This window comes from Flavobacterium sp. NRK F10 (assembly GCF_024054235.1).
Taxonomy (GTDB): Bacteria; Bacteroidota; Bacteroidia; order Flavobacteriales; family Flavobacteriaceae; genus Flavobacterium; species Flavobacterium sediminis.
In genome coordinates this window covers 3377756-3399093 of record NZ_JAMXLC010000001.1, presented here as the reverse complement: position 1 = coordinate 3399093, position 21338 = coordinate 3377756, and the positions used below count along the sequence as shown (strand labels likewise).

At 34.6% G+C, this 21338-nt stretch carries 23 protein-coding genes and 1 other RNA gene; 11 read left to right on the top strand and 13 right to left on the bottom strand.

The genetic code is table 11. The features are described from left to right. From NHF50_RS15580 to NHF50_RS15570, 3 genes are all read left to right on the top strand, one after another. On the top strand, nt 1–1834 hold a 1834-nt coding region (locus NHF50_RS15580), incomplete at its 5' end, for a gliding motility-associated C-terminal domain-containing protein (protein ID WP_252777293.1). A gap of 48 nt (nt 1835–1882) precedes the next feature. Then, on the top strand, nt 1883–2809 hold the full coding sequence (locus NHF50_RS15575; protein WP_252777292.1) for a type IX secretion system membrane protein PorP/SprF: 927 nt from the start codon (nt 1883–1885) through the stop codon (nt 2807–2809). Between the two features lie 14 nt (nt 2810–2823). Continuing rightward, the gene (locus NHF50_RS15570) at nt 2824–4758 is read left to right on the top strand and encodes an OmpA family protein (protein WP_252777291.1); all 1935 of its coding nucleotides are present in this window, start codon (nt 2824–2826) and stop codon (nt 4756–4758) included. A gap of 63 nt (nt 4759–4821) precedes the next feature. Here NHF50_RS15570 and ssrA read toward each other — a convergent pair. Continuing rightward, nucleotides 4822–5219: a transfer-messenger RNA gene (gene ssrA, locus NHF50_RS15565) on the bottom strand. Between the two features lie 155 nt (nt 5220–5374). Between ssrA and NHF50_RS15560 the strand changes: the two genes are divergently transcribed. Further along, nucleotides 5375–6580, top strand: coding sequence for an NAD(P)-dependent oxidoreductase (locus NHF50_RS15560; protein WP_252777290.1), 1206 nt, complete (start codon nt 5375–5377; stop codon nt 6578–6580). Nucleotides 6581–6642: 62 nt separating this feature from the next. On the opposite strand, the gene NHF50_RS15555 is transcribed toward NHF50_RS15560, so the two are convergent. The 5 genes from NHF50_RS15555 to NHF50_RS15535 are packed head-to-tail and all read right to left on the bottom strand — an operon-like array spanning nt 6643 to nt 9774. Continuing rightward, a complete protein-coding gene (locus NHF50_RS15555; protein WP_252777289.1) occupies nt 6643–6966 on the bottom strand; it encodes a hypothetical protein in 324 nt (107 codons plus the stop codon). Between the two features lie 12 nt (nt 6967–6978). Continuing rightward, a complete protein-coding gene (gene creD / locus NHF50_RS15550; protein WP_252777288.1) occupies nt 6979–8331 on the bottom strand; it encodes a cell envelope integrity protein CreD in 1353 nt (450 codons plus the stop codon). Between the two features lie 6 nt (nt 8332–8337). Beyond that, nucleotides 8338–8793 carry a hypothetical protein gene (locus NHF50_RS15545; protein WP_252777287.1) on the bottom strand — a complete coding sequence of 152 codons (456 nt, stop codon included), beginning with the start codon at nt 8791–8793 and terminating at the stop codon, nt 8338–8340. A gap of 39 nt (nt 8794–8832) precedes the next feature. Next, nucleotides 8833–9132 carry a transcriptional regulator gene (locus tag NHF50_RS15540; protein WP_109570513.1) on the bottom strand — a complete coding sequence of 100 codons (300 nt, stop codon included), beginning with the start codon at nt 9130–9132 and terminating at the stop codon, nt 8833–8835. Nucleotides 9133–9150: 18 nt separating this feature from the next. Beyond that, nucleotides 9151–9774, bottom strand: coding sequence for a hypothetical protein (locus tag NHF50_RS15535; RefSeq protein WP_109570512.1), 624 nt, complete (start codon nt 9772–9774; stop codon nt 9151–9153). A 73-nt stretch (nt 9775–9847) separates the two neighbouring features. Here NHF50_RS15535 and NHF50_RS15530 point away from each other — a divergent pair, with 73 nt between their 5' ends. Further along, a complete protein-coding gene (locus tag NHF50_RS15530) occupies nt 9848–10201 on the top strand; it encodes a DUF1801 domain-containing protein (RefSeq protein WP_252777286.1) in 354 nt (117 codons plus the stop codon). Nucleotides 10202–10253: 52 nt separating this feature from the next. On the opposite strand, the gene NHF50_RS15525 is transcribed toward NHF50_RS15530, so the two are convergent. From NHF50_RS15525 to NHF50_RS15510, 4 genes are all read right to left on the bottom strand, one after another. Beyond that, nucleotides 10254–11102: a hypothetical protein gene (locus NHF50_RS15525; protein WP_109570510.1), complete on the bottom strand. Its 849-nt coding sequence runs from the start codon at nt 11100–11102 to the stop codon at nt 10254–10256. Nucleotides 11103–11123: 21 nt separating this feature from the next. Then, nucleotides 11124–11942 carry a 3-deoxy-8-phosphooctulonate synthase gene (gene kdsA / locus NHF50_RS15520; RefSeq protein ID WP_109570509.1) on the bottom strand — a complete coding sequence of 273 codons (819 nt, stop codon included), beginning with the start codon at nt 11940–11942 and terminating at the stop codon, nt 11124–11126. Between the two features lie 90 nt (nt 11943–12032). Beyond that, complete coding sequence (locus NHF50_RS15515) at nt 12033–12491, bottom strand: 2-dehydro-3-deoxyphosphooctonate aldolase (protein ID WP_109570508.1); 459 nt, start codon at nt 12489–12491, stop codon at nt 12033–12035. Next, a complete protein-coding gene (locus NHF50_RS15510) occupies nt 12492–12959 on the bottom strand; it encodes a DUF4199 domain-containing protein (protein WP_252777285.1) in 468 nt (155 codons plus the stop codon). Between the two features lie 116 nt (nt 12960–13075). Here NHF50_RS15510 and NHF50_RS15505 point away from each other — a divergent pair, with 116 nt between their 5' ends. The 3 genes from NHF50_RS15505 to NHF50_RS15495 all read left to right on the top strand — a co-directional run bounded on the left by NHF50_RS15505 (nt 13076) and on the right by NHF50_RS15495 (nt 14386). Beyond that, nucleotides 13076–13636, top strand: coding sequence for a YeeE/YedE family protein (locus NHF50_RS15505; RefSeq protein WP_109570506.1), 561 nt, complete (start codon nt 13076–13078; stop codon nt 13634–13636). Nucleotides 13637–13640: 4 nt separating this feature from the next. After that, nucleotides 13641–14054: a DUF6691 family protein gene (locus NHF50_RS15500; RefSeq protein WP_252777284.1), complete on the top strand. Its 414-nt coding sequence runs from the start codon at nt 13641–13643 to the stop codon at nt 14052–14054. A 65-nt stretch (nt 14055–14119) separates the two neighbouring features. Further along, nucleotides 14120–14386: a heavy-metal-associated domain-containing protein gene (locus NHF50_RS15495; RefSeq protein WP_252777283.1), complete on the top strand. Its 267-nt coding sequence runs from the start codon at nt 14120–14122 to the stop codon at nt 14384–14386. A gap of 31 nt (nt 14387–14417) precedes the next feature. On the opposite strand, the gene NHF50_RS15490 is transcribed toward NHF50_RS15495, so the two are convergent. Both NHF50_RS15490 and prmA read right to left on the bottom strand, forming a co-directional pair. Beyond that, complete coding sequence (locus tag NHF50_RS15490) at nt 14418–14693, bottom strand: ATP-dependent Clp protease adaptor ClpS (RefSeq protein ID WP_109570503.1); 276 nt, start codon at nt 14691–14693, stop codon at nt 14418–14420. An 81-nt stretch (nt 14694–14774) separates the two neighbouring features. Then, nucleotides 14775–15608, bottom strand: coding sequence for a 50S ribosomal protein L11 methyltransferase (gene prmA / locus NHF50_RS15485; protein ID WP_109570502.1), 834 nt, complete (start codon nt 15606–15608; stop codon nt 14775–14777). Between the two features lie 91 nt (nt 15609–15699). On the opposite strand from prmA, the gene NHF50_RS15480 reads away from it, so the two are divergent. From NHF50_RS15480 to NHF50_RS15470, 3 genes are all read left to right on the top strand, one after another. Continuing rightward, nucleotides 15700–16914, top strand: a complete 1215-nt coding sequence (locus tag NHF50_RS15480) for a porin (protein WP_252777282.1) — start codon at nt 15700–15702, stop codon at nt 16912–16914. A gap of 43 nt (nt 16915–16957) precedes the next feature. Beyond that, nucleotides 16958–17785 (top strand): S1 RNA-binding domain-containing protein, encoded by an 828-nt coding sequence (locus tag NHF50_RS15475; protein ID WP_109570500.1) that lies wholly within the window; start codon nt 16958–16960, stop codon nt 17783–17785. Nucleotides 17786–17868: 83 nt separating this feature from the next. After that, the gene (locus tag NHF50_RS15470; RefSeq protein WP_252777281.1) at nt 17869–18834 is read left to right on the top strand and encodes a YheT family hydrolase; all 966 of its coding nucleotides are present in this window, start codon (nt 17869–17871) and stop codon (nt 18832–18834) included. A 44-nt stretch (nt 18835–18878) separates the two neighbouring features. On the opposite strand, the gene ppsA is transcribed toward NHF50_RS15470, so the two are convergent. Next, the gene (gene ppsA, locus NHF50_RS15465; protein ID WP_109570498.1) at nt 18879–21272 is read right to left on the bottom strand and encodes a phosphoenolpyruvate synthase; all 2394 of its coding nucleotides are present in this window, start codon (nt 21270–21272) and stop codon (nt 18879–18881) included. Nucleotides 21273–21338: the final 66 nt, after the last annotated feature.

The following is a 21338-nucleotide window of genomic DNA, read 5'->3' as shown; positions in this document are numbered from 1 at the left end:
ACAATATCAAATTTGTGAAGTATTAAACCCAACAAATTGTGACACTGCCAATGTAAGTGTAGTAGTTGATGCAGCCGTTATCGATGCAGTAGATGATGATTTTAGCTCAGCTTCAATTAATGAAACATTAGGAGGAATTGCAGGTGATGTAACGACAAACGACATCTTAAACGGAGTATCGGTTAACGATACAGAGATAGTTATGACAGTAATATCAGACGGAGGATTAACCGGCGTATCGATAGGAACAGACGGCAGTTTAAGTATCCCATCAGGTACCCCTGCAGGAACATACAATGTACAATATCAAATTTGTGAAGTATTAAACCCAACAAATTGTGATACGGCTATTGTTATAGTGGTAGTCCTTCCGGATAATGATGGAGATGGAATTGATGATATAACAGATATTGATGATGATAATGATGGAATTACAGATATTGAAGAACAAAATGGAGATCCAACATTAGATACTGATAGCGACGGTATAATTGATAGTTTTGATTTAGATTCTGATGGTGATGGTATAAATGATGTATTTGAAGCCGGTCATGGTGAATTAGATGCAAATGGAGATGGTATGGTAGATGGATCAGTAGGAACTAATGGTATGCCAGATGCTACAGAAGGTGGTGTTGATGGAGCAGGACCAGACTATACACCTCAAGATTCAGATGGAGATGGAATTCATGACTTCCAAGACATTGACGATGATGGCGATGGTATTGATACGGCAAATGAGAATCCGGATCCTAACGGAGACGGAGACCCAAGCGATGCACAAGATAGCGACGGAGACGGAATACCGGACTATTTAGACATTGACGATGATGGCGATGGTATTGATACGGCAAATGAGAATCCGGATCCTAACGGAGACGGAGATCCAAGTGATGCACAAGATAGCGACGGAGACGGAATACCGGACTATTTAGACATTGATGATGATAATGATGGTATAATCGCTTCAGATGAAGGAGGTATGACAGATACTGATGGTGATGGTTTTCCTAACTATTTAGATCAAGATTCTGATGACGATGGTATCCCTGACAATGTTGAAGCTCAACCAACAGAAGGTTATATTATGCCTTCTGGAATTGATGCAAATGGAAACGGTATTGATGATGCTTATGAAGGTGGTTTAAGTTTAGAGGACACTGATGATGATGGAGTGCCTGATATGTTTGATTTAGATTCTGATAACGATGGTGTTAATGACCAGTATGAATCAGGAGTTGATTTATCTGGAGCAGATTCCGACGGTGATGGTTTAGATGATAATGTTGATACAACATCGGGTTATAATGATCCTAATGGAATATTTGTTATACCTAATGAAGATTTACAAGACACTGATGGAACTGAAGATGTTGATTATCGTGATGTTGATGATGATGGAGATGGTATTGATACAGCAGATGAGAATCCGGATCCTAATGGGGATGGTAATCCAGATGATGCTTTCGATAGTGATGGAGACGGGACACCGGACTACTTAGAGTATAATAATCATGTACCTTCTGAAGATGAACTTGAAATATTCAACTTAGTTACTCCAAATGGTGATAATGATAATGATGTATTTGTGATTAGAAATATTGAGAGTTATCCGAATAACACTGTTGAGATTTATAACAGATGGGGTGTTTTAGTTTATGAAACTAGAGGATACGGACAAAATGGAAATTACTTTAGAGGAGTCTCTGAAGGTAGAGTAACTGTAAAACAGTCGTCTGAATTACCTGTTGGAACATATTTTTATATAGTTAAATATACTAATAGTCAAGGTCAGGCAAAAGAAAGATCAGGTTATTTATACATTAATCGATAAAAGCATAAGGATGAAGAACTCATCCTTATGTTTCTAAAAAGAATCAATATGAAAAAAATCATTTTAATAATTTTTGTTTTAACATCAACTTTTAAGTTGTTTGCTCAACAGGATTCTCAATTTACAAACTACATGTATAATACTGTAAATATTAATCCTGCTTATGCCGGTTCAAGAGGTTTCTTGAGTACTTTTATCCTTCATAGAAATCAATGGGTAGGATTAGATGGAGCTCCGGTTACTAATACTTTTGCTTTAAATACACCAATTAAAAATTCTAAATTTGGTTTAGGAATTTCTTTTATAAATGACAGAATTGGACCTTCCGACGAAAATAGTTTAGCTGCAGATATATCCTATACGATTCCAACTTCTGAAAAGTTTAAATTGTCATTTGGTATAAAAGCATCTGCTAATTTGTTGAATATTGATTGGAGTAAGTTGAATATTTACAACCCAACTGATAATCTTGCTCAATACAATGTTGATAATAAATTCTCACCGAATATTGGTGCCGGAATTTATTTTCACTCTGATAAAACATATTTTGGATTTTCAGTGCCTAATTTTCTTGAGACTAAGCATTTTGACGAGGGAACTAACTTATCAAGTTCATCAGTAGCTTCAGAAAGAATGCATTATTATTTTATTGCAGGGCATGTTTTTGATTTAAGTCAAAATATTAAATTCAAACCGGCTGCTTTAACAAAATTTGTAAAAGGAGCGCCATTGCAAGTTGATCTATCAGCTAACTTTTTGTTTAATGAAAAATTTACTGCTGGTTTAGCATATAGATGGGATGCTGCTTTTAGTGCTCTTTTCGGTTTTCAAGTTTCAGATTCTTGGCTTATTGGCTATGCTTATGATATGGAGATTACAAAGTTAGCGAATTACAATTCTGGTTCCCATGAAATTTTTCTACGATTTGAACTGTTTAAAAATTATGACAAAGTTATTTCACCCAGATTCTTCTAAAAAATAGTATGAGCATGAAAAAAATAATAGTTGCTATATCTTTAGTTTTAGTAAACTTTGCATATAGCCAAGAAAGAAAAGTTGCAAAAGCAAATGAAGAGTATAATAATTATGCCTACATTGATGCAATAAAAATTTATGAAAAAGTAGCAGAAAAAGGGTATTCAGATCCTGAAATGTTCAAAAAAATAGGAAATTCTTATTATTTCAATGCTGAACTTGAAAAGGCAGGCAGATGGTATGCAAAATTATTTGAAATAACTTCAGATGTTGAACCGGAATATTTTTATAGGTATTCCCAATGTTTGAAAAATTTAGAAGATTATGCACTTGCAAATGAATATTTAGATAAATTTTCTAAGGCTTCATCAGATTCTCGAGGTTTAAGATATACTCAAAATAAGGAATATTTGGGAGGTATTCAAAAAACGTCTCAAAGGTACAAAATTGAAGATGCCGGAATAAATACTGAATATTCGGATTATGGAGGTAGTTTTTATGAAGATAAATTTGTTTTCACAACTGCAAGAGATACCGGAGGAGTAGCTAAAGTGGTACACAAATGGACCAATCAGGCGTTTTCAAAGTTATATACAGCTACACTTACTTCGGAAGGGTTTTTAGTTGATCCGGAATTATTTTCAAAAAATTTGACTTCAAAGTTTAATGAGTCAACAGCCGTTTTTACAAAAGATGGAAACACAGTTTATTTTACAAGAAATAATTATTTAAAAGGAAAGAAAGGAACAAATTCAGAAGACATTGTTTTATTAAAATTGTATAAGGCAACTAAAGTTGATGGTGACTGGAAAAATATTGAAGAGTTGCCATTTAATAGTAATGAATATAACACTGCCCATCCTGCTTTAAGTCCTGATGATAAAACTTTATATTTTGCTTCTGATATGCCAGGAACTATCGGATTGTCCGATATTTTTAAAGTAACAATTAATCCGGACGGATCATTTGGAACACCTGTAAATTTAGGAGATCAAGTAAATACTGAAGGTAGAGAAACATTTCCTTTTGTTTCTGATAGCAATGAGTTTTACTTTGCTTCTGACGGTCATTTAGGTTTGGGAGGATTAGATATTTTTGCTTTTAAAATTAATGATGACAATTCTTTTACAAATATTTTAAATGTTGGAAGTCCTGTTAATAGTCCTTTTGATGATTTTTGTTATAGTATTAACAATGAGACCAGAGCAGGCTTTTTCTCTTCTAATAGAGATGGCGGTAAAGGATATGATGATATTTATAAATTTAAAGAAGAGATTCCTTTAGTATTTAACGCTAAACAGTCAATAGAAGGGTTAGTAATAGAAGATGAAACTCAAAAAGTAATCCCAAATGCTTCAGTTATCTTATTTGATGAAAACATGAATCAAATAGGAACAACTTTTACGGATGAAAATGGTAATTATCATTTTGATAATCTAAATAGTGAGACTAAATATTATATAAGAGTACAGTCTTCAGATTATGAAGTAAAAGAACTAGGAATTATTACAGATAAAGGAAATGGGAAAACGTATGTAAAAATACCTTTTACAAAAAAAGTTCAAAAAGTAAAAGTTGGTTCCGATCTAGCTAAAGCTTTTAAAATCGAAATTATTTATTTTGATTTAGATAAATCTAATATACGTCCTGATGCAGCAGTTGATTTAGCAAAAATTGTGGAGGTTTTAAAAGAAAATCCTACTATGAAAATAGAAGTTCGCTCTCATACTGATAGCAGACAAACGGAAGAATATAATTTAAAGCTATCTGAAAGGAGATCAAAATCGACTATGAAATGGATGGTTAAAAATGGTATTTCACCAGATAGAATCACTGCTAAAGGATTTGGAGAATCTCAATTAGTAAATGGTTGTAAAGATGGTGTAGATTGTACGGAAGAACAACATCAAGCGAATAGGAGAAGTGAATTTGTAATTACAGCGCTATAATGTGTTATTAAAAGCTATTATTAAAATAAAAAACCCTGTAAAATCAATACTTTACAGGGTTTTTTGTGGAGTCGGAGAGAATCGAACTCTCGTCCAAACAAGCAATCGAAGAGCTTTCTACACGCTTAGTTTTCACTTGGATTTTCGACTAAAAGCTAGACTGAAAACGGTCACTTTTAGCTTAGCTTTACAAGTGTCAAAGTGGGGTTAAAGCTTTACCACTTCTAGGTCTACTTTTACGGTTCTCCTGAGCCAAACGCCATAAACCAAGGCTTTTGAGGAGAATCTAGCTTTCCGCCCTCGGCGGAACTAGGCAAATCTTACTATAATTCAGATTAAGCAGCTAAAGCGTAATTATTTTCGCCGTTTAATGTTCGTATAGCAGATATTTACGAGCCTACCATACTTGGCTCGGCGTGCTTACTAATCAATTCCACTCGCTGTCAAAACCAGTCGACCCCATTAAGAATTTCAAAATAAGTATTCGGAAATAGATATAACAAAATCTGAGCCAAAATTAATACTTTTTAGCGAAATAAAAAATATTGCAAAAAACAATGTAGGACGTTATATTTGTAACATAACCAAACAATAACAAGCAAACTGTAACATTATTATGAAATTCGGAATTATTAAAGAGCGGAAATCGCCACCTGATAGAAGAGTTGTATTTTCTCCTGATGCTTTGTCAAAATTTAAACAGGAGTACCCTCAAGCGGAAATTAAAGTTGAAAGTTCTGATATCAGAGTTTTCTCAGACGAAGCTTATTCGGAAAAAGGAATTGAAATCAGCCGTGAAATGAACGATTGCGATGTTTTGATAGGCGTAAAGGAAGTTCCGATCGAAGCACTCATTCCCGATAAAAAGTATTTTTTCTTTTCACATACTATTAAAAAGCAACCGTATAACCGTAAATTGCTACAAGCTATTCTGGATAAGAATATCACATTATTTGACCATGAAACCATCGTAGATGCCAACAATGCCCGTTTGATAGGTTTCGGCCGTTATGCCGGAATTGTAGGAGCGTACAATGGTTTAAGAGCGTTCGGTTTAAAATATGAATTGTTCGATATTCCTAAAGCAGAGACCTTAGCCGATCAGGCGGCTTTGTTGCAACGTTTGCGCAAGAACCGATTGCCGAATATTAAAATTGTTCTGACTGGAAGAGGAAAAGTAGCTTACGGAGCTAAAGAAATGTTGGACGGTATGAAGATCAAAGAGGTTTCGGTTGAAGATTATCTGACTAAAAAATACGATCAGCCGGTTTATACTTTTATTGATGTTCTGGATTACAACAAGCGCAAAGATGGACAAAAGTTAGACAGAAATGATTTTATAACAAACCCGGAAGAATATGAATCTGATTTTGAACGATTTACTGAGGTTTCGGATCTGTTCATTGCCGGACATTTTTATGGAAACAATTCGCCTGTCATTTTGTCAAAAGCAATGTTGCGTTCTTCTAAATGCAAGCTGAAAGTAGTGGCAGATGTGTCATGCGATATTGATGGTCCGGTAGCCTGTACCATCAGAGCGAGTACTATTGCGGAACCTTTATATGGGTATTTGCCTTCTGAAGATAAGGAAGTAGCTTTTAATCACCCGGCGGCTATTACGGTGATGGCTGTGGACAATTTGCCTTGCGAATTGCCGAAAGATGCCAGTGAAGGTTTCGGAGAAGTTTTTTTAGAACGTGTGATTCCGGCATTTTTTAATAATGATAAAGACGGAATTTTAGAGCGTGCAAAAGTTACTGAGAACGGAAAATTAACACCACGATTTGCGTATTTGCAAGCTTATGTAGACGGTAAAGAATAGAGATTTTTTAACGATAAGAAGCAGTCCCAAAAGTTATTTCTAGCTTTTGGGACTGTTCTTTTTTAATTCCAGAGCGTCCCGTTAAAACCGATTACTGTTCCGATCCATAAAAAGAAGATATAAGCCAGTAAGCATAACAAAATCTTAAAAAGGTTAAACAGTTGGTTTCTAAAAGATATTGTACTAATTAAATAGGAAACACCGGCTCCGGTAGCAGCTATGACTGGAGTAAGCAGAATGGGTCTGACAAACCAGTTCTTGCCCCAGACCGGATTAGGGTTGTTCACACTTAGGATCAAAGCTGTAACCAAGACAAAAGCGATTGCAAAACCCAAAGTCAGAGCTATAAAAAAGTTTTTTGATTGTATCCGTTCAAATAGTTTCATAAGCATTACAATTTAGTTGTTCCAATCAATTTTTCGAGAAAAGTACATAACAGCGCCCAAGATCAGGAATAATCCGATACTGCCAACCAATAAAGCATAGTCTTCTAACTGAATGATTACATAGATAAAGCTATATAAAGCAGTTAACGACAGGCTTATAAAGATAGCATATTTTGTACTTTTAAGTACGGAAACGGAGTAGAGTAGGAGCATAATAATAACTGAAGCGGCTGCGATTGCATAAGCCAGAGTAAAACTGGAGTGCTCGGTAATAGAGATCAGTAGCGTGTAGAACATGATAAGTGCTAAACCTATCATTGTGTATTGAAAAATGTGAATATTTACCTTGCTGATGGTCTGGATCAAGAAGAAGACTAAAAACGTAAGTCCGATAACCAGAAATCCGTATTTTGACGAACGCTCGTTTTGTTGGTATTCGTCAACCGGTTCAATTAATTTCACACCATACGAATAGTTGTTCAGATTTGGAATTGCCCCCAGGTATTGTTGTGAAAAAGGTCGGTTAACATGTATGATCTTCCAGTCGGCATGAAAGTTTTCAGCTGTAATCTTTTTAGTAGAATCGTTAGAAGCAAAAGTTCCTGTAAAAGAAGGAGAACTCCAGTTGGCATCAATCGAAGTGGCGGTTGTTTTTCCAATAGGAATAAATTCGATGGAATTGCTTCCGTTGTATTGGATATTCAATTGGAACGGATTAGTAACATCGGGTTGGTAGCTAAAAGTTTCTGTTTCTAATACATCAAAATAGGCATCACTGTCAGCATTCGCTTCCAGTGTCAATTGAGAATTATTCAACGTAATTTTCAGATCACTTTTAATGCTTTTCAGATCTGTAGTTTTTACAATAACAGACGTTTTATCCCAAAGGATATCTTCTGGTTTACAATCTAGCTTTTGCAGATCTAAAGAACTGAAATTTCCTTTTGCCAGTAGATTTGCTTTAAAAACAATCGGTTTGTAAATGCCTCTTTTCAATTGATCTACTTTTTCAATTTCAGTAGTATGCTGTAGCGTTTCAGGAAAGAAATAAGCATAGGTTAATTCTTCTTGTTTTTGAATGGATTTTGTTTTTGTTTGTTCATCGTAAACTTCGGTTTCAGTGTAGGTTTTAACAGGAACTTTTAAAATAGGTCCCATGAAATGGATATTTTCGCCCCAGGTTTGTGTTTCTTTTTTTATAACATCATCTTTGCGTATTGAACGTTCCTGAATTAAGTTTTGTACTAAATTAAGGGGAATGAGTAACACTAAAGTAAGGACACCTACCATGATCATTTTGGCTGTTGTACTTTGCAAGAAAGTCTTCTTAGGAACTTTAAACTGATTTTCTGATTGATTTTCCATGATGAATTATTTTATATTAAAAATTGATTTTATTTCTACTGTCGGTCGATGTAATAATTTATAGAATTCCAGGTCATAGAATAAATAAGCATTTTTGCCTCTTTTATAGCAATTGCGAAAACTATTGTAGTGTATCGGATAAAATACAATGCCGGTTAGGATGACCAGTAAAGTAAAAGGCGACCTTTTTCCATTGCCCAGAAGATAAAATTGCAGATCAACTTCTTCTTTAACCGTAGTACCGATCGCTGTAAGGACATGAAATACATCATGTTCTTCTAAGCTGTCCTGTACCTCAAAAGCATTGTTCTTAAAGAATAATCCCAGATCATTTCCCAGTGTTCCGGCATCAAAGAGCAGAAGAGATTCTACACTTATGCCCCAAGGCTTTACTCTTTTAAATAACAATTGGTACGGAATTTTAATCATTTTGTAGAAGAATTCAATTATTTTATCTTTCATAAAGTACTTTGTATTTCAAAGTTAAATGGTAAAAAATTTTTAGTTTTGGTTGGAGATCAATTTTTCAAGTGCTTCAATATGTTCCTGAAATGCTTTTTTCCCTTCTTTAGTTGCAATATATTTTGTATTTGGCTTCCTGCCGATAAATTGTTTTTCAACGGTGATGTATTTTTCATTCTCTAAGGCTTTAGCATGACTTGCCAGATTACCATCGGTTACACCTAAGATCTCTTTTAGCGTAGTAAAATCGGCACTTTCATTCACCATTAGAACCGACATAATGCCCAGTCGTATACGGTGATCAAAAGCTTTATTGATATTTTGGATGATATTTTTCAAGACGAATCCCGCTTTTAATTAATTTCTATCGTATTTAAAATACATTATACTACCATATAAAATGTGACATACACCAAAACCTAATGCCCAGAATAATAAACCATAATTCAGGAACCAGGTCGACAGCAAGCCCAAAAAGATCATGGTTAATCCTAAGTAGCGAACATCCCTTAAGGTATATTTACTGGCATTTACACAAGCCAGTCCGTAAAATAATAAAGTTAGGGGAGCCACAAGGTTCAGTATCTCTTTTTCAATTAAAAAAAGGATAAAGATACCACCGGCAACTAAAGGAATTGAAAAATTGATAAGCAACCGTTTTGAAGCAGTATTCCAGATGGATTCATTTTCTCTTTTAGCCTTTTGCATACTGAAAATGATTCCGGTTGCAACAGAAGCTATCAACACAGAAAAAGCAATAGCGATCAACCGATACAAAATGGTCTCTGTAATAACTAATCCGGCATATGGATCGCCCGGCATACTGTCAGTGTAAATTGTTCTGTAAGCCAGCCAAGCTCCGATTAAAGCATAAATACCAGCCAAGACACCTGATAAACCACTTAACGATAAACATAATGTCGATTTATTCATGATTTCTTTAATGTCTTGTATGTCTTTTAAATATTTACTTGCTTCCATATAAAAGTACTTTGAATTGCAAAGTAAATGAGTTTTTATCAATTGAACAAATTTTTTCCAGTATTTTTACAAAATGAAAGTAGTAGATGAATATATTTTGAGACAGCCTGAATTATATAGGGAAATGCTGTTGCATGTAATTGCTGTCATAGCACATGATTTGCCGGAGGCAGAATTGCTTTTTAAATGGGGAATTCCTTATTTTTATTATAAAAAGAAACCGTTTTGTTATCTGGCTCCGAACCATAAGAAAAAATTTTTGGATGTTGGATTTGCAAAAGGCTTTGAGCTGAAAGAAAATCAGGAATTTTTAATAGGAGAGAAGCGAAATACTGTAAAATCCCTTCGTTATTATGCACTGGAAGAAATTGATAATCAGGTTTTGATTGCTGTAATAAAAGAAGCTCTGACACTGTATAGAACCTAAAAAGCCGATTGAATTTCAATCGGCTTTTAAATGTATGTTTTGAATCGGAATTTTAGAGTTTAAAAATACCTCCGATAGCAATAATTCTTTGTAAAAACCAGAAATGTTGTTCTGCATGATCAGAACTGCTACTGGTTGTTCTGATGTCTTGCATATTGATGTATCCTCCCTTTAGTTCAGTTTGGATAAAGAAATGTTTGAAGAAAGTAAAATTAAGTCCGGCCTTTGCAGAAAGTCCGAATCCGGCAACATGAAATTCGTCATAACGATCTTTGCCCAATAATTTAGTATTTGTTCTCGGATATAAAAAACCTCCGCCAATACCTTCTGTAAGGTTGATCTGGAATTTATCAGTATTTAATGTTTTACTGAATAACTTAGTAATATCGTCAACTCTTGAGATCTCTGTATTTACATAATTAAGACCATCAGTATGTTCAAATGTTAAAAAGGCTTCGTCTAAAGTCAATTGGTCAGCAGTCGGATTTTCGTTATAACTTCCGGCATTAGGGTAATACCCTGAATAGTTTACTCTTTTATCCTGATACATTACGTATTTCATGTGGTCTACACCCAATGAAATGTTGTAGTGATCTGTAATAAAATAACCGATTCGTAAGTTGGTTTGCGGGATAGTCATTCTTCCCGGATTGAAATAATCAATGTGCCAACCTTTCGGTTTGTCATGTGCTTCAACATCATAAATAGTAAAATCATAACCATCTCCTTTAAAGCGGATGTCTGATTTAGAGTAACTTTCGCGGTTTCCACCCCAAAAGATATAGAATTTACCTTTGTTATGGGCTGTGTATTTTTCAGGATTTTCAACGGTTTCTTGTGAAAAGCTGTACTGTGAAAAAACACAAAAAGATAGTACAACCATTAGAAATGATTGTTTCATTTTAAAATACAATAGATTAAGTTAAAATTGGTTTACGGTTTTTCTTAGGGCAACTAATTTTGTCATTAAACCTTCTAACAGGTCAAGGTGTAACATATTGGCACCATCACTTTTAGCATTAGCCGGATCAAAGTGAGTTTCTATAAAAATTCCGTCTACTCCGGTTGCAATTCCGGCTTTGGCAATAGTTTCGATCATCTCAGGACGTCCGCCGGTAACTCCGCTGGTTTGATTAGGCTGTTGCAATGAATGTGTAACATCCAGTACCGTTGTCGAAAATTGTTTCATTGTAGGGATTCCTCTGAAATCTACGATCATATCCTGATAACCGAACATCGTTCCTCTATCGGTAACCATTACCTTTTCATTGTTACTGTCCAATACTTTTTGTACAGCATGTTTCATACTTTCGGGACTCATGAATTGTCCTTTTTTCAGATTAACCGTTTTTCCTGTCTCTGCAGCAGCAACTACTAAGTCGGTTTGACGTACTAAAAAAGCAGGGATTTGTAAAACATCTACATATTCGGCAGCCATTGCAGCATCTTCATTGGTATGAATATCCGTAATAGTAGGGATTCCGAACTCTTTAGACACTTTTTGAAGAATCTTTAAAGCTTTTTCATCACCGATCCCAGTAAAACTGTCAACTCTTGAACGATTAGCCTTTTTAAACGAACCTTTAAAAACGTAAGGGATTTCCAACTTGTCCGTAATGGAGACAATCTTTTCAGCTATACGCATAGCCATTTCTTCCCCTTCTATGGCACACGGACCTGCAAGCAGGAAGAAGTTGTCTTTATCTGCGTTTTTTATTTGTGGTATGTTATTTATATTCATTTTGTTTCAATTAAGTTGCAAAGATAAAAAATAAAAACCATTTAAACGATCGTTTAAATGGTGACAAATGTTACGAAATAGAAAAATATTTTAATTATTGATCGTCTGGAATTTTTTGATAGTAAATCCTTTAGGACATACGATCTTACCTCTTTCATAACTGTTAAAGTATAACTTTTTAGTGATATTAGTTCCTTCAAATTGTACTTCATAAATAGATAGTGTTCCGGCTCCCATGTTGTTATGTTGGGTTGGGAAGGGACAACAGGTATCTACTTTCTTGAATAATATTTTTTCGCCGTTAGGTCCTGTTAATCCGTTAAAAAAATAGGTAACAAAGGTTTCCTCTTGTCTTTCCAGAATAAGACCTATATTGATAGGAAAATCTTTGTCATAACCATATTTAGTGTCTTCAGCATATTCCGTTATGATAAAAGCATTATTCTGTACCTGGGGCTTTTTAGCCGTATCATTAATATTCTTCAGGGTAGACTTTGTACTGGTACAGCTTACCGAAAGAAAGAGTAAAAACAAAATTAAATGTTTCATCTATAGTGGTTTAGTTTTACTAAAATAACTAATAATTGCTGCAAAAACAACTCCGAAAGAAAGCTTGTCAAAAATATTATTTTTTACAAAAGCCTGAATGTTGTAGTTTATTTTTGCCAGTTCCTGATCTTTACTCATTGCAATTGCTTTTTCAAAAAACTCAGGAGATAGTATTGTAAAAGTAATATAAACAATTATTGAACTGGTTAGAGCAATAAAAAAACTTAAGACAATTCCACTACCAAAACCTTGTTTCCAGTCCATTTGTCCATTGTAATATTTTTTCTTTTTTTCTTTAATAGCCAGTATATATAAGATAACAGCTATAGGAATAAACAATAAGTTGAACAAAGGTTCGGCATTAGCTTTATCAAAATGGAAACCTAAAAAGCGTTCAAAGAACATCCATACTAAATAGCTAATGGCATAAATGACAGACCATTTGAGTTCAATTTCAATTTTTTTCATTTTAAAGGACTAAAATTTAGCCCAAAGGTAGTAAAAGTAGTTTAGATAATAAAAGTCTATTGCTTTGGTAGACTATTAGTGTATAACTATATTTGCAGTCAAATTTTTTGAACAAAATGGAATTAATCTCAGGAACCTGGCATTGGGCAATTTCCGGCTTTTTAATAGGGATAATTATGTTGGTATTGATATACTTCGGAAAAACTTTCGGAATGTCGTCTAATTTGAGGACGATGTGTACCATGATGGGGGCCGATAAAGCCAGTGATTTCTTTAAAATGGATTGGCGGGAACAAAAATGGAATCTGGCAGTTGTTCTGGGAGCTATTTTGGGAGGTTTTATCGCTTCCTATTTTTTAAGTGATCCTGATACAATTCTGCATCTGAATCCGAAAACAGTTGCAAGTTTGAATCAATTGAATATTGATACTCCTGAAGGAAAATGGGTTCCCGATGCTATTTTCGGCTGGGAAAATGTTTTGAGCATAAAAGGATTTACCATTTTATTTATCGGTGGAATTTTAATCGGTTTCGGAACCCGGTATGCCGGTGGTTGTACTTCCGGACATGCGATCAGCGGTTTGAGTAATTTGCAAAAACCGTCGTTGCTGGCTGTGATCGGTTTTTTTATAGGAGGTTTGATCATGTCTCATTTTATTTTACCCTTAATTTTTTAATGCTATGAAATTATTTCGTTTTTTTAGTATAGGTATTGTTTTCGGAATTGTACTGACTAAAGCAGAGGCTATTTCATGGTATCGTATCTATGAAATGTTTATGTTCCAATCATTCCACATGTACGGAATTATAGCTGTAGCTATTGCAACAGGCGTGATCGGAATACAACTAATTAAAAAGAAAAAAATAAAAGATTACAAAGGTTTTCCCATTCAGTTTATAGATAAGGACAGAGGTTTTGTACGTTACTTGGCAGGCGGATTACTTTTCGGATTGGGTTGGGGATTGGTTGGTTGTTGTCCGGGACCTGTTTTTATTTTGCTGGGAACAGGAGCTTTTAGTATTATCATTGTATTAGCAGGAGCTTTACTGGGTACTTTTTTATACGGTATTTTGAAAGATAAATTACCACATTAAAAATAATTGTAACAAGAGTTGCCTAAAAGATGTTTAAAGTATTTTATTTTTGAACAAAAATAAAGATGACTACAACAATTTATATTCAAAATCTGAAATGTGGCGGTTGTGCCAATACAGTGACTAAAAATCTTTCTCAGTTAGATGGAATTGAAAATGTTTCTGTTTCGGTTGATGAAAGTGCAGTAACATTTGATTACAACCATGAGAACTTAGTTGCAGAAGTAAAAGAACTTTTAAAAAAGATAGGATATCCGGAAGCCGGTGATGAGAATTCATTGGGAACCAAAGCCAAGTCTTTCGTAAGTTGTGCCGTAGGAAAGATGTCATAAAAAAATCCCGAAACTTAGTTTCGGGATTTTTTTATTGTATTTCAGCACTCAAACCGGCATCCAGCAGGGCTGTACATTGCGGCTTCAGATCGTCATAACTTCCGGTTTTAACGGTACATTTTCCCGTGTAGTGAACCAGAATAGCGCATTGTTCAGCTTGTAAAGCATCATGTTCGCAAACCTGTATAAGTGTTTCAATTACATGGTCAAAAGTATTGACATCATCATTGAATAAAATGATCTCGTGGTTTATTCCCACTTGCTCTTCTACTAAAACTTCTTCCTGTACTTTTTCAATTGTGCTCATTGTATTTTAGTTAAAAGTTTGAAAATCAGTGTAAAAATATAAAAAATATTGAGTTTTAAAAAATTATAATAACTGAATCTATTATTTACTATATTTTAATGCAGTCCAATTGTTGCGCTCTTTTTGTCCTACTAATTTTAGTCCTTTAGCACTGCAACAGTTATCAATAGCAGCTATATCTTCCCGATAAAAACCACTTAAAAATAAGATACCGTCTGTATTCAAGCAATCGGCATAAGTTTGCATATCGTTTAAAAGAATGTTACGGTTAATGTTAGCAATGATCACATCGTATTTCTTTCCTTCCAGTAAAGTTGCATCACCTTCATAAACTGAAATATGTTGGCAGTTGTTTCGTTCCACATTTTCGATGGAATTCAAATAACACCAGTTATCGATATCAATGGCATCAATAGGTTGAGCTCCTTTCATTTCGGCTAAAATGGCTAAAATAGCAGTTCCGCAACCCATATCTAAAGTTTTCTTTCCTTTAAGGTCGGTTTCCAGTAAATGCTGGATCATCATGTGGGTCGTTTCATGGTGTCCGGTTCCGAAACTCATTTTAGGTTCAATGATAATTTCGTATTCCGCATCTGTTTTTTCATGAAAAGGAGCTCTTACATGACATTTTCCGTCGACATCGATCGGTTCAAAGTTTTTTTCCCATTCTTCATTCCAGTTAACCTGTTCTATTTGTTCTACTTTATAAGAGACTTCAAAATTAGGATTATCCAGAATATGAACTCCGTTCAGAATATTTTCGTCCCATAAATCTTTTTGAATATAAGCTGAAAGACCTTCTTCGGTTTCAATAAAACTTTCAAAAGGTAATTCTCCCAATTCTGCAATTAAAATTTCGCTTCCTAAATCTTTTGGTTCTACTTTAAAGTGGTAACCAACATAAGCATTTGACATAAAAAATATTTTTTTGCAAAGTTAACTAAAGAAAGAGTTATTATTTTAAAAATTTTATTTTTGCAGCCAAATTAACAACAACACAACCACAATGAGACCTTTTTTTAGTATTTTACTGTTTTTAGTCTCAATTTTTGCTTTTTCGCAAAAATTAGACTCTTTAAAGAATAATGATATTCGTTTAGCAGCCTTACCTTATTATAGTTATGGAAAAGGTTTGGGGGTAACTTCTCCTGATAGTTTATTCCAACTGAACATTCGTTTCAGAATGCAAAATCGGGTAACATATATCAGTGAAGAGGATAAAGACAACCGATACGAAGCACAAATTCGTCGTTTGCGTTTGCGTTTAGACGGTTATGTTTGGCATCCTCAATTTTTATATGTGATCCAATTGTCTTTTGCACCGGGCGATGTCGGTACAGTTCATGACGGAGACAATGTAAATATCATTCGGGATGCCGTATTCATTTACCGTCCGGATAAACATTGGAACTTTATGTTCGGACAAACCAAATTACCGGGAAACCGTCAAAGGGTAAACTCTTCCGGGGCTTTACAGTTAACCGACCGAACGATCAATAATACTAAATTTACGATTGACAGGGATTTTGGTTTTCAGGCTTATTATCTGAATGAAGATTTGAATACTTTTTCTTATAATATAAAAACGGCTGTTTCAACCGGAGAAGGAAGAAACTGGACCAAAACATCAGATGACGGGGTAGCTTTGACGGGAAAAGTAGAATTAATGCCGTTAGGTGCATTTAAAAGGAACGGAATTTATTTTGAAGGCGATGTAGCTCGTGAAAAAAAGCCGAAATTGATGCTTTCCGGAGCCTATCAGCAAAATAACAGAGCAGTCAGAACCAACGGACAATTAGGGGACGTTTTATATTCCCCTCGAACGCTTCGTTCGTACTTTGTAGATGCAATGCTTAAATATAACGGCTGGAGTTTAATGTCGGCTTATATGCAACGTGAGGCTAAAGATCTGGTAACCTACAATCCGGATGATGTAACTGATTTTAATTATGTATATGCAGGAAAAGGAATGGATTATCAGTTGAGTTATATTTTCAAGAACGATTTTGAACTGATCGGGCGTTTTTCTAACCAATATGTAGATAAGGAGATCAAACCCTATACTCCGGATTTGAAACAATACAGTATCGGCGTGACAAAGTACCTGAGAGAACATGCCTTTAAAATGCAGGCAGAATTGACCTTTGATGAAAAAGAATATTATACGGGCGATACTAAAAATAATTGGTACTTAAGGTTACAATTAGAAATAGGAATTTAATTCCGATACAATTGTTTACCTTTGCACCATATTTAATATCATTATGCTGCAAATAGGGGAATACAATAGGTTAAAAGTATTACGTGAAACAAAAGTCGGACTTTTTTTAGGAGATGAAGAACAAGATGTTCTGCTGCCTAAAAAATATATACCTAAAGAGTTTTTCATTGGTGATGAAATGAATGTTTTCATTTATCTGGATCATGAGGAACGTCCGGTGGCTACAACTTTAAAACCTTATGTAAAGCTTAATGAATTTGCACATTTAAAAGTAAATTATATCAATAAATTCGGTGCGTTCTTAGATTGGGGATTAGAAAAAGACTTGTTTGTTCCTTTCAAAGAACAGGCGAAGCCTATGGAAGTCGGGAAGCGGTATCTGATCTATGCTTATTTAGATGAAAAAACCAATCGCTTAGCGGCAACAAGCAAAGTCCAAAAGTATTTTGCAACCGATGTTCCGGATTATGAACCAAATGAAGAGGTTGAAGTAATGATTTCTCATATCACGGATATGGGGATAAATGTCATTATAGAAAACCGTTACAAAGGGTTAGCTTATGCCGATGAAGTGTTTAAAGATATTAAGCTAGGTAAAAAGACTAAGGCTTATATCAAACAAGTGCGCCCGGACGGAAAAATAGATGTAACGTTTACAAAAATAGGATTAGAAGCTATTGATGATGATGCACAAGTTATTCTGAAAGAACTGAAAGCGAATAACGGTTTTTTAGGACTACACGATAAAAGCCATCCGGAAGAGATCAAGACCATTTTGCAAATGAGTAAAAAAGCATTTAAAAAAGCTGTCGGATCACTGTATAAAGCCCGTTTGATCGATATTAAAGATAACGGAATCTTTTTAGTTTAAACAGATACAATAAAAATTTAAAGACCCTGTGAATAGTTTGATTTACAGGGTTATTTTTTAGAAATAATTTTTTAATTTAGTTTATGCCGTTTATAGAACATTCAAAATACAACGATTGGGTTCCGTTCATTCATAAAAATCCGCATATTGCTACCATTTATGCCGGCAAGTTTAAAAAATTTCCTATTCCGGATTACCAACGGGAAAAATTAGAATTAGCTGACGGAGATTTTTTGGCTGTTGATTTTAGAATGATCAATCCTGATAAAGCTGTAATACTTTGTCACGGACTCGAAGGAAATTCGCAAAGAACCTATATCAATAGTTGTGCAGATTATTTTTTAAAACATGATTTTTCGGTTTTTGCCTGGAACAACAGAAGTTGTAGTGGCGAAATGAATCGTTTGCCGCGTATGTATCATCACGCAACTATTGAAGATTTAGATGCGGTTATCCAATTTACCTTGTCTAAAGGGATACAGGAGTTGTATCTGATCGGTTATTCTATGGGTGGTGCCCAAGTGATGAATTATTTTGGAAGAATAAAAAATATTGATAGGAAAATAAAAGCAGGTGTTTCCGTATCGGTTCCGGTAGAAGTAAAGGCAAGTGCAGATGCTTTAAAAAAAGGATTCAATCAGGTTTACATGAAAAATTTCATGTTAGACTTAACCCGAAAGTTGAAAGTTAAGGCAAAACAATTCCCTGAATTGATTGATGCGGAAAGACTGAGTAAGGTTAGGAATTTTGACGATTTAGATGATAATTTTACAGCGCCTTTGCATGGTTTCATAGACGGAAAAGACTATTATTACAAAGTTTCACCCGCCAGAAGCATTGAAAATATTAAAACTCCGGTTTTGGTTTTAAATGCTTTAGATGATCCTTTTTTAGGGGAAGGATGTTTCCCTGTACAATTGGCACAAAACAATCCTTTTATTTATTTAGAAACACCAAAATATGGCGGACATTGTGCTTACCCGATGAAAAATTCTCATTATTCTTATGCAGAAATCAGAGCACTGGAGTTTATTAACTCTTTATTTTAGTTAAAATGTAATCTTAAGAGCAATATCCCGCTTTTTCCTAAAAATTATTGTTTTTCGGCAATTAAGATGTTTTCAATTCCTCTTATAAGAGCATCGGAATTAAAGGAAATACTATCAATTCTTTGTTCAACTAAAAACTGTGCAAATTCAGGAAAATCGCTTGGCGCCTGACCGCATAATCCCACTTTTGTATTCATTTTTTTTGCAACTTGAATAACAGTAGAAATTAAGGTTTTTACGGCTTCATTTTGCTCATTAAATAGATCACTTACCAATTCAGAATCACGATCAATGCCTAAAGTGAGTTGAGTCAAATCATTAGAACCTATGGAAAATCCGTCAAAAATTTCTGCAAATTGTTCTGCTAAGATTACATTGCTGGGAATTTCAATCATAGTATAAATTTCGAGATCATTTTGACCTTGTTTTAAACCATATTCGGTCATGAGATTTAGTACTTTTTTCCCTTCTTCTACGGTTCTGCAAAAAGGAATCATGAGCTTAACATTGGTAAATCCCATTTCATTTCGTACTACTTTTACGGCTTCACATTCCAGTTTGAAACCCTCTTTGTAGAGCGGACTATAATATCTTGAGGCTCCCCTGAATCCTAACATCGGATTTTCTTCTTTAGGTTCAAATTGTTGGCCTCCGATTAAGTTAGCATATTCATTTGATTTAAAATCACTCATTCGTAAAATCACATCTTTAGGATAAAAAGCAGCTGCGACCATAGCGATCGCTTGAGAAAGCTTATCTATAAAATAGTTGTTTTTATTGTCGTATCCGTGGGTTAAGGATTCTATCTGATTCTTTACATCCGGATTCTTTATGTCTTCAAATTTTATGAGAGCCATCGGATGTATCTTAATACTATTATTTATAACAAATTCCATGCGCATGAGCCCAACTCCTTTATTCGGTAAAAAGGAATTTTTAAAGGCTTTATCAGGATCGGCCATGATTAACATTGGTGCTGTTTCAGGAATTTTTATTTTTTCGGTATCAATAATGTCTTTGCTCCAATTGAGTTTGTCTTTATACACAATGCCTACTTTGCCTTCGGCACAAGATACTGTAATTTCATCTCCGTCTTTGATTACAGTGGTAGCATTTCCGGTTCCTACAATAGCTACTGCACCCATTTCTCGGGCTACAATTGCGGCATGACTTGTACGTCCGCCTTTATTCGTAATAATGGCTGCCGCTTTTTTCATAATAGGATCCCAATCCGGGTCAGTAAGATTGGTTATGAGTACTTCGCCTTCTTTAAGTTTATCTGCTTCATCAGGACTTTGGAGAATTCTGGCTTTTCCAGAAGTGATTTTATTTCCTAGCGCAATACCCTTTGTTAGAACTTCTCCTTTCTCTTTAAGAGTATAATTGTAAATGAGGTTCATTTTTTGATCGGCATAAACCGTTTCAGGTCTGGCTTGTACAATATAGAGTTCATTAGTAAGACCATCTTTTGCCCATTCAACGTCCATTGGCCTTTTATAATGTTCTTCAATGGTATTTAGCCAGTGTGCTAATTTGATGATCTCATAATCATTTAATACCAATTGTTTTTGTTTTTCGGGAGGTGTATCCCGATTAATTGTTGTAGATAGTGTTTTTGAAGTATTTTCATTTTCCGGAGCATAGACCATTGTTTGTTGCTTTTTGCCCAAACGTTTTGAAATAATACTCTTTTTATGATTTTTTAGTGCAGGCTTAAATATTATAAATTCATCCGGATCAACAGCCCCTTGTACAATATTTTCACCTAATCCCCAAATGCCACTTATAAGGATCACATCCCGAAAACCGGTATCAGGATCTAAAGTGAAAGCAACACCGGAGCTACTTAAATCAGAACGGATCATTTGCTGTATACCAACAGATAGTGCCACTTTCATATGATCGAAACCATTATCAATTCTATATTTTATGGCTCTTTCTGTAAAAAGAGAAGCCAAACATTTTTTGAAAGCACTCAAGATTTCGTCAATACCTACAATGTTAAGGTAAGTTTCTTGCTGACCGGCAAAACTGGCACCGGGTAAATCTTCAGCAGTAGCACTACTGCGCACAGCACATGCTACATTTGGTACTGTTTTTTCACAAAGTTCCTGATAAGAATTTCGAATATCCTTTTCTATATCAAAAGGGATTTTACCTTCTAAAATTAGTTCTTTTGATCTTGTACTGACTTCTTTTAAATTCGAGAAATTTTGTAAGTCTAACGTTGCTAAGATCTCAGTAAGTTCTTTTCGAATAGAATTAGCCTCTAAAAAGGTCCAATAGGCTAGAGCAGTTGTTGCAAAACCATCCGGAACTTGAATACCTTTTGTACTTAAATTTTGGATCATTTCTCCAAGAGAAGCATTTTTTCCACCTACAATAATAACATCTTTTAAATTTACTTGAGTAAATGGAATAGTAAATTCTTTGTTCATATTGTGTTGTTTTTGAGTAGTTTAAGATTAGCTTAAAGATACAAGATTAATCTTATTAAAGAACAT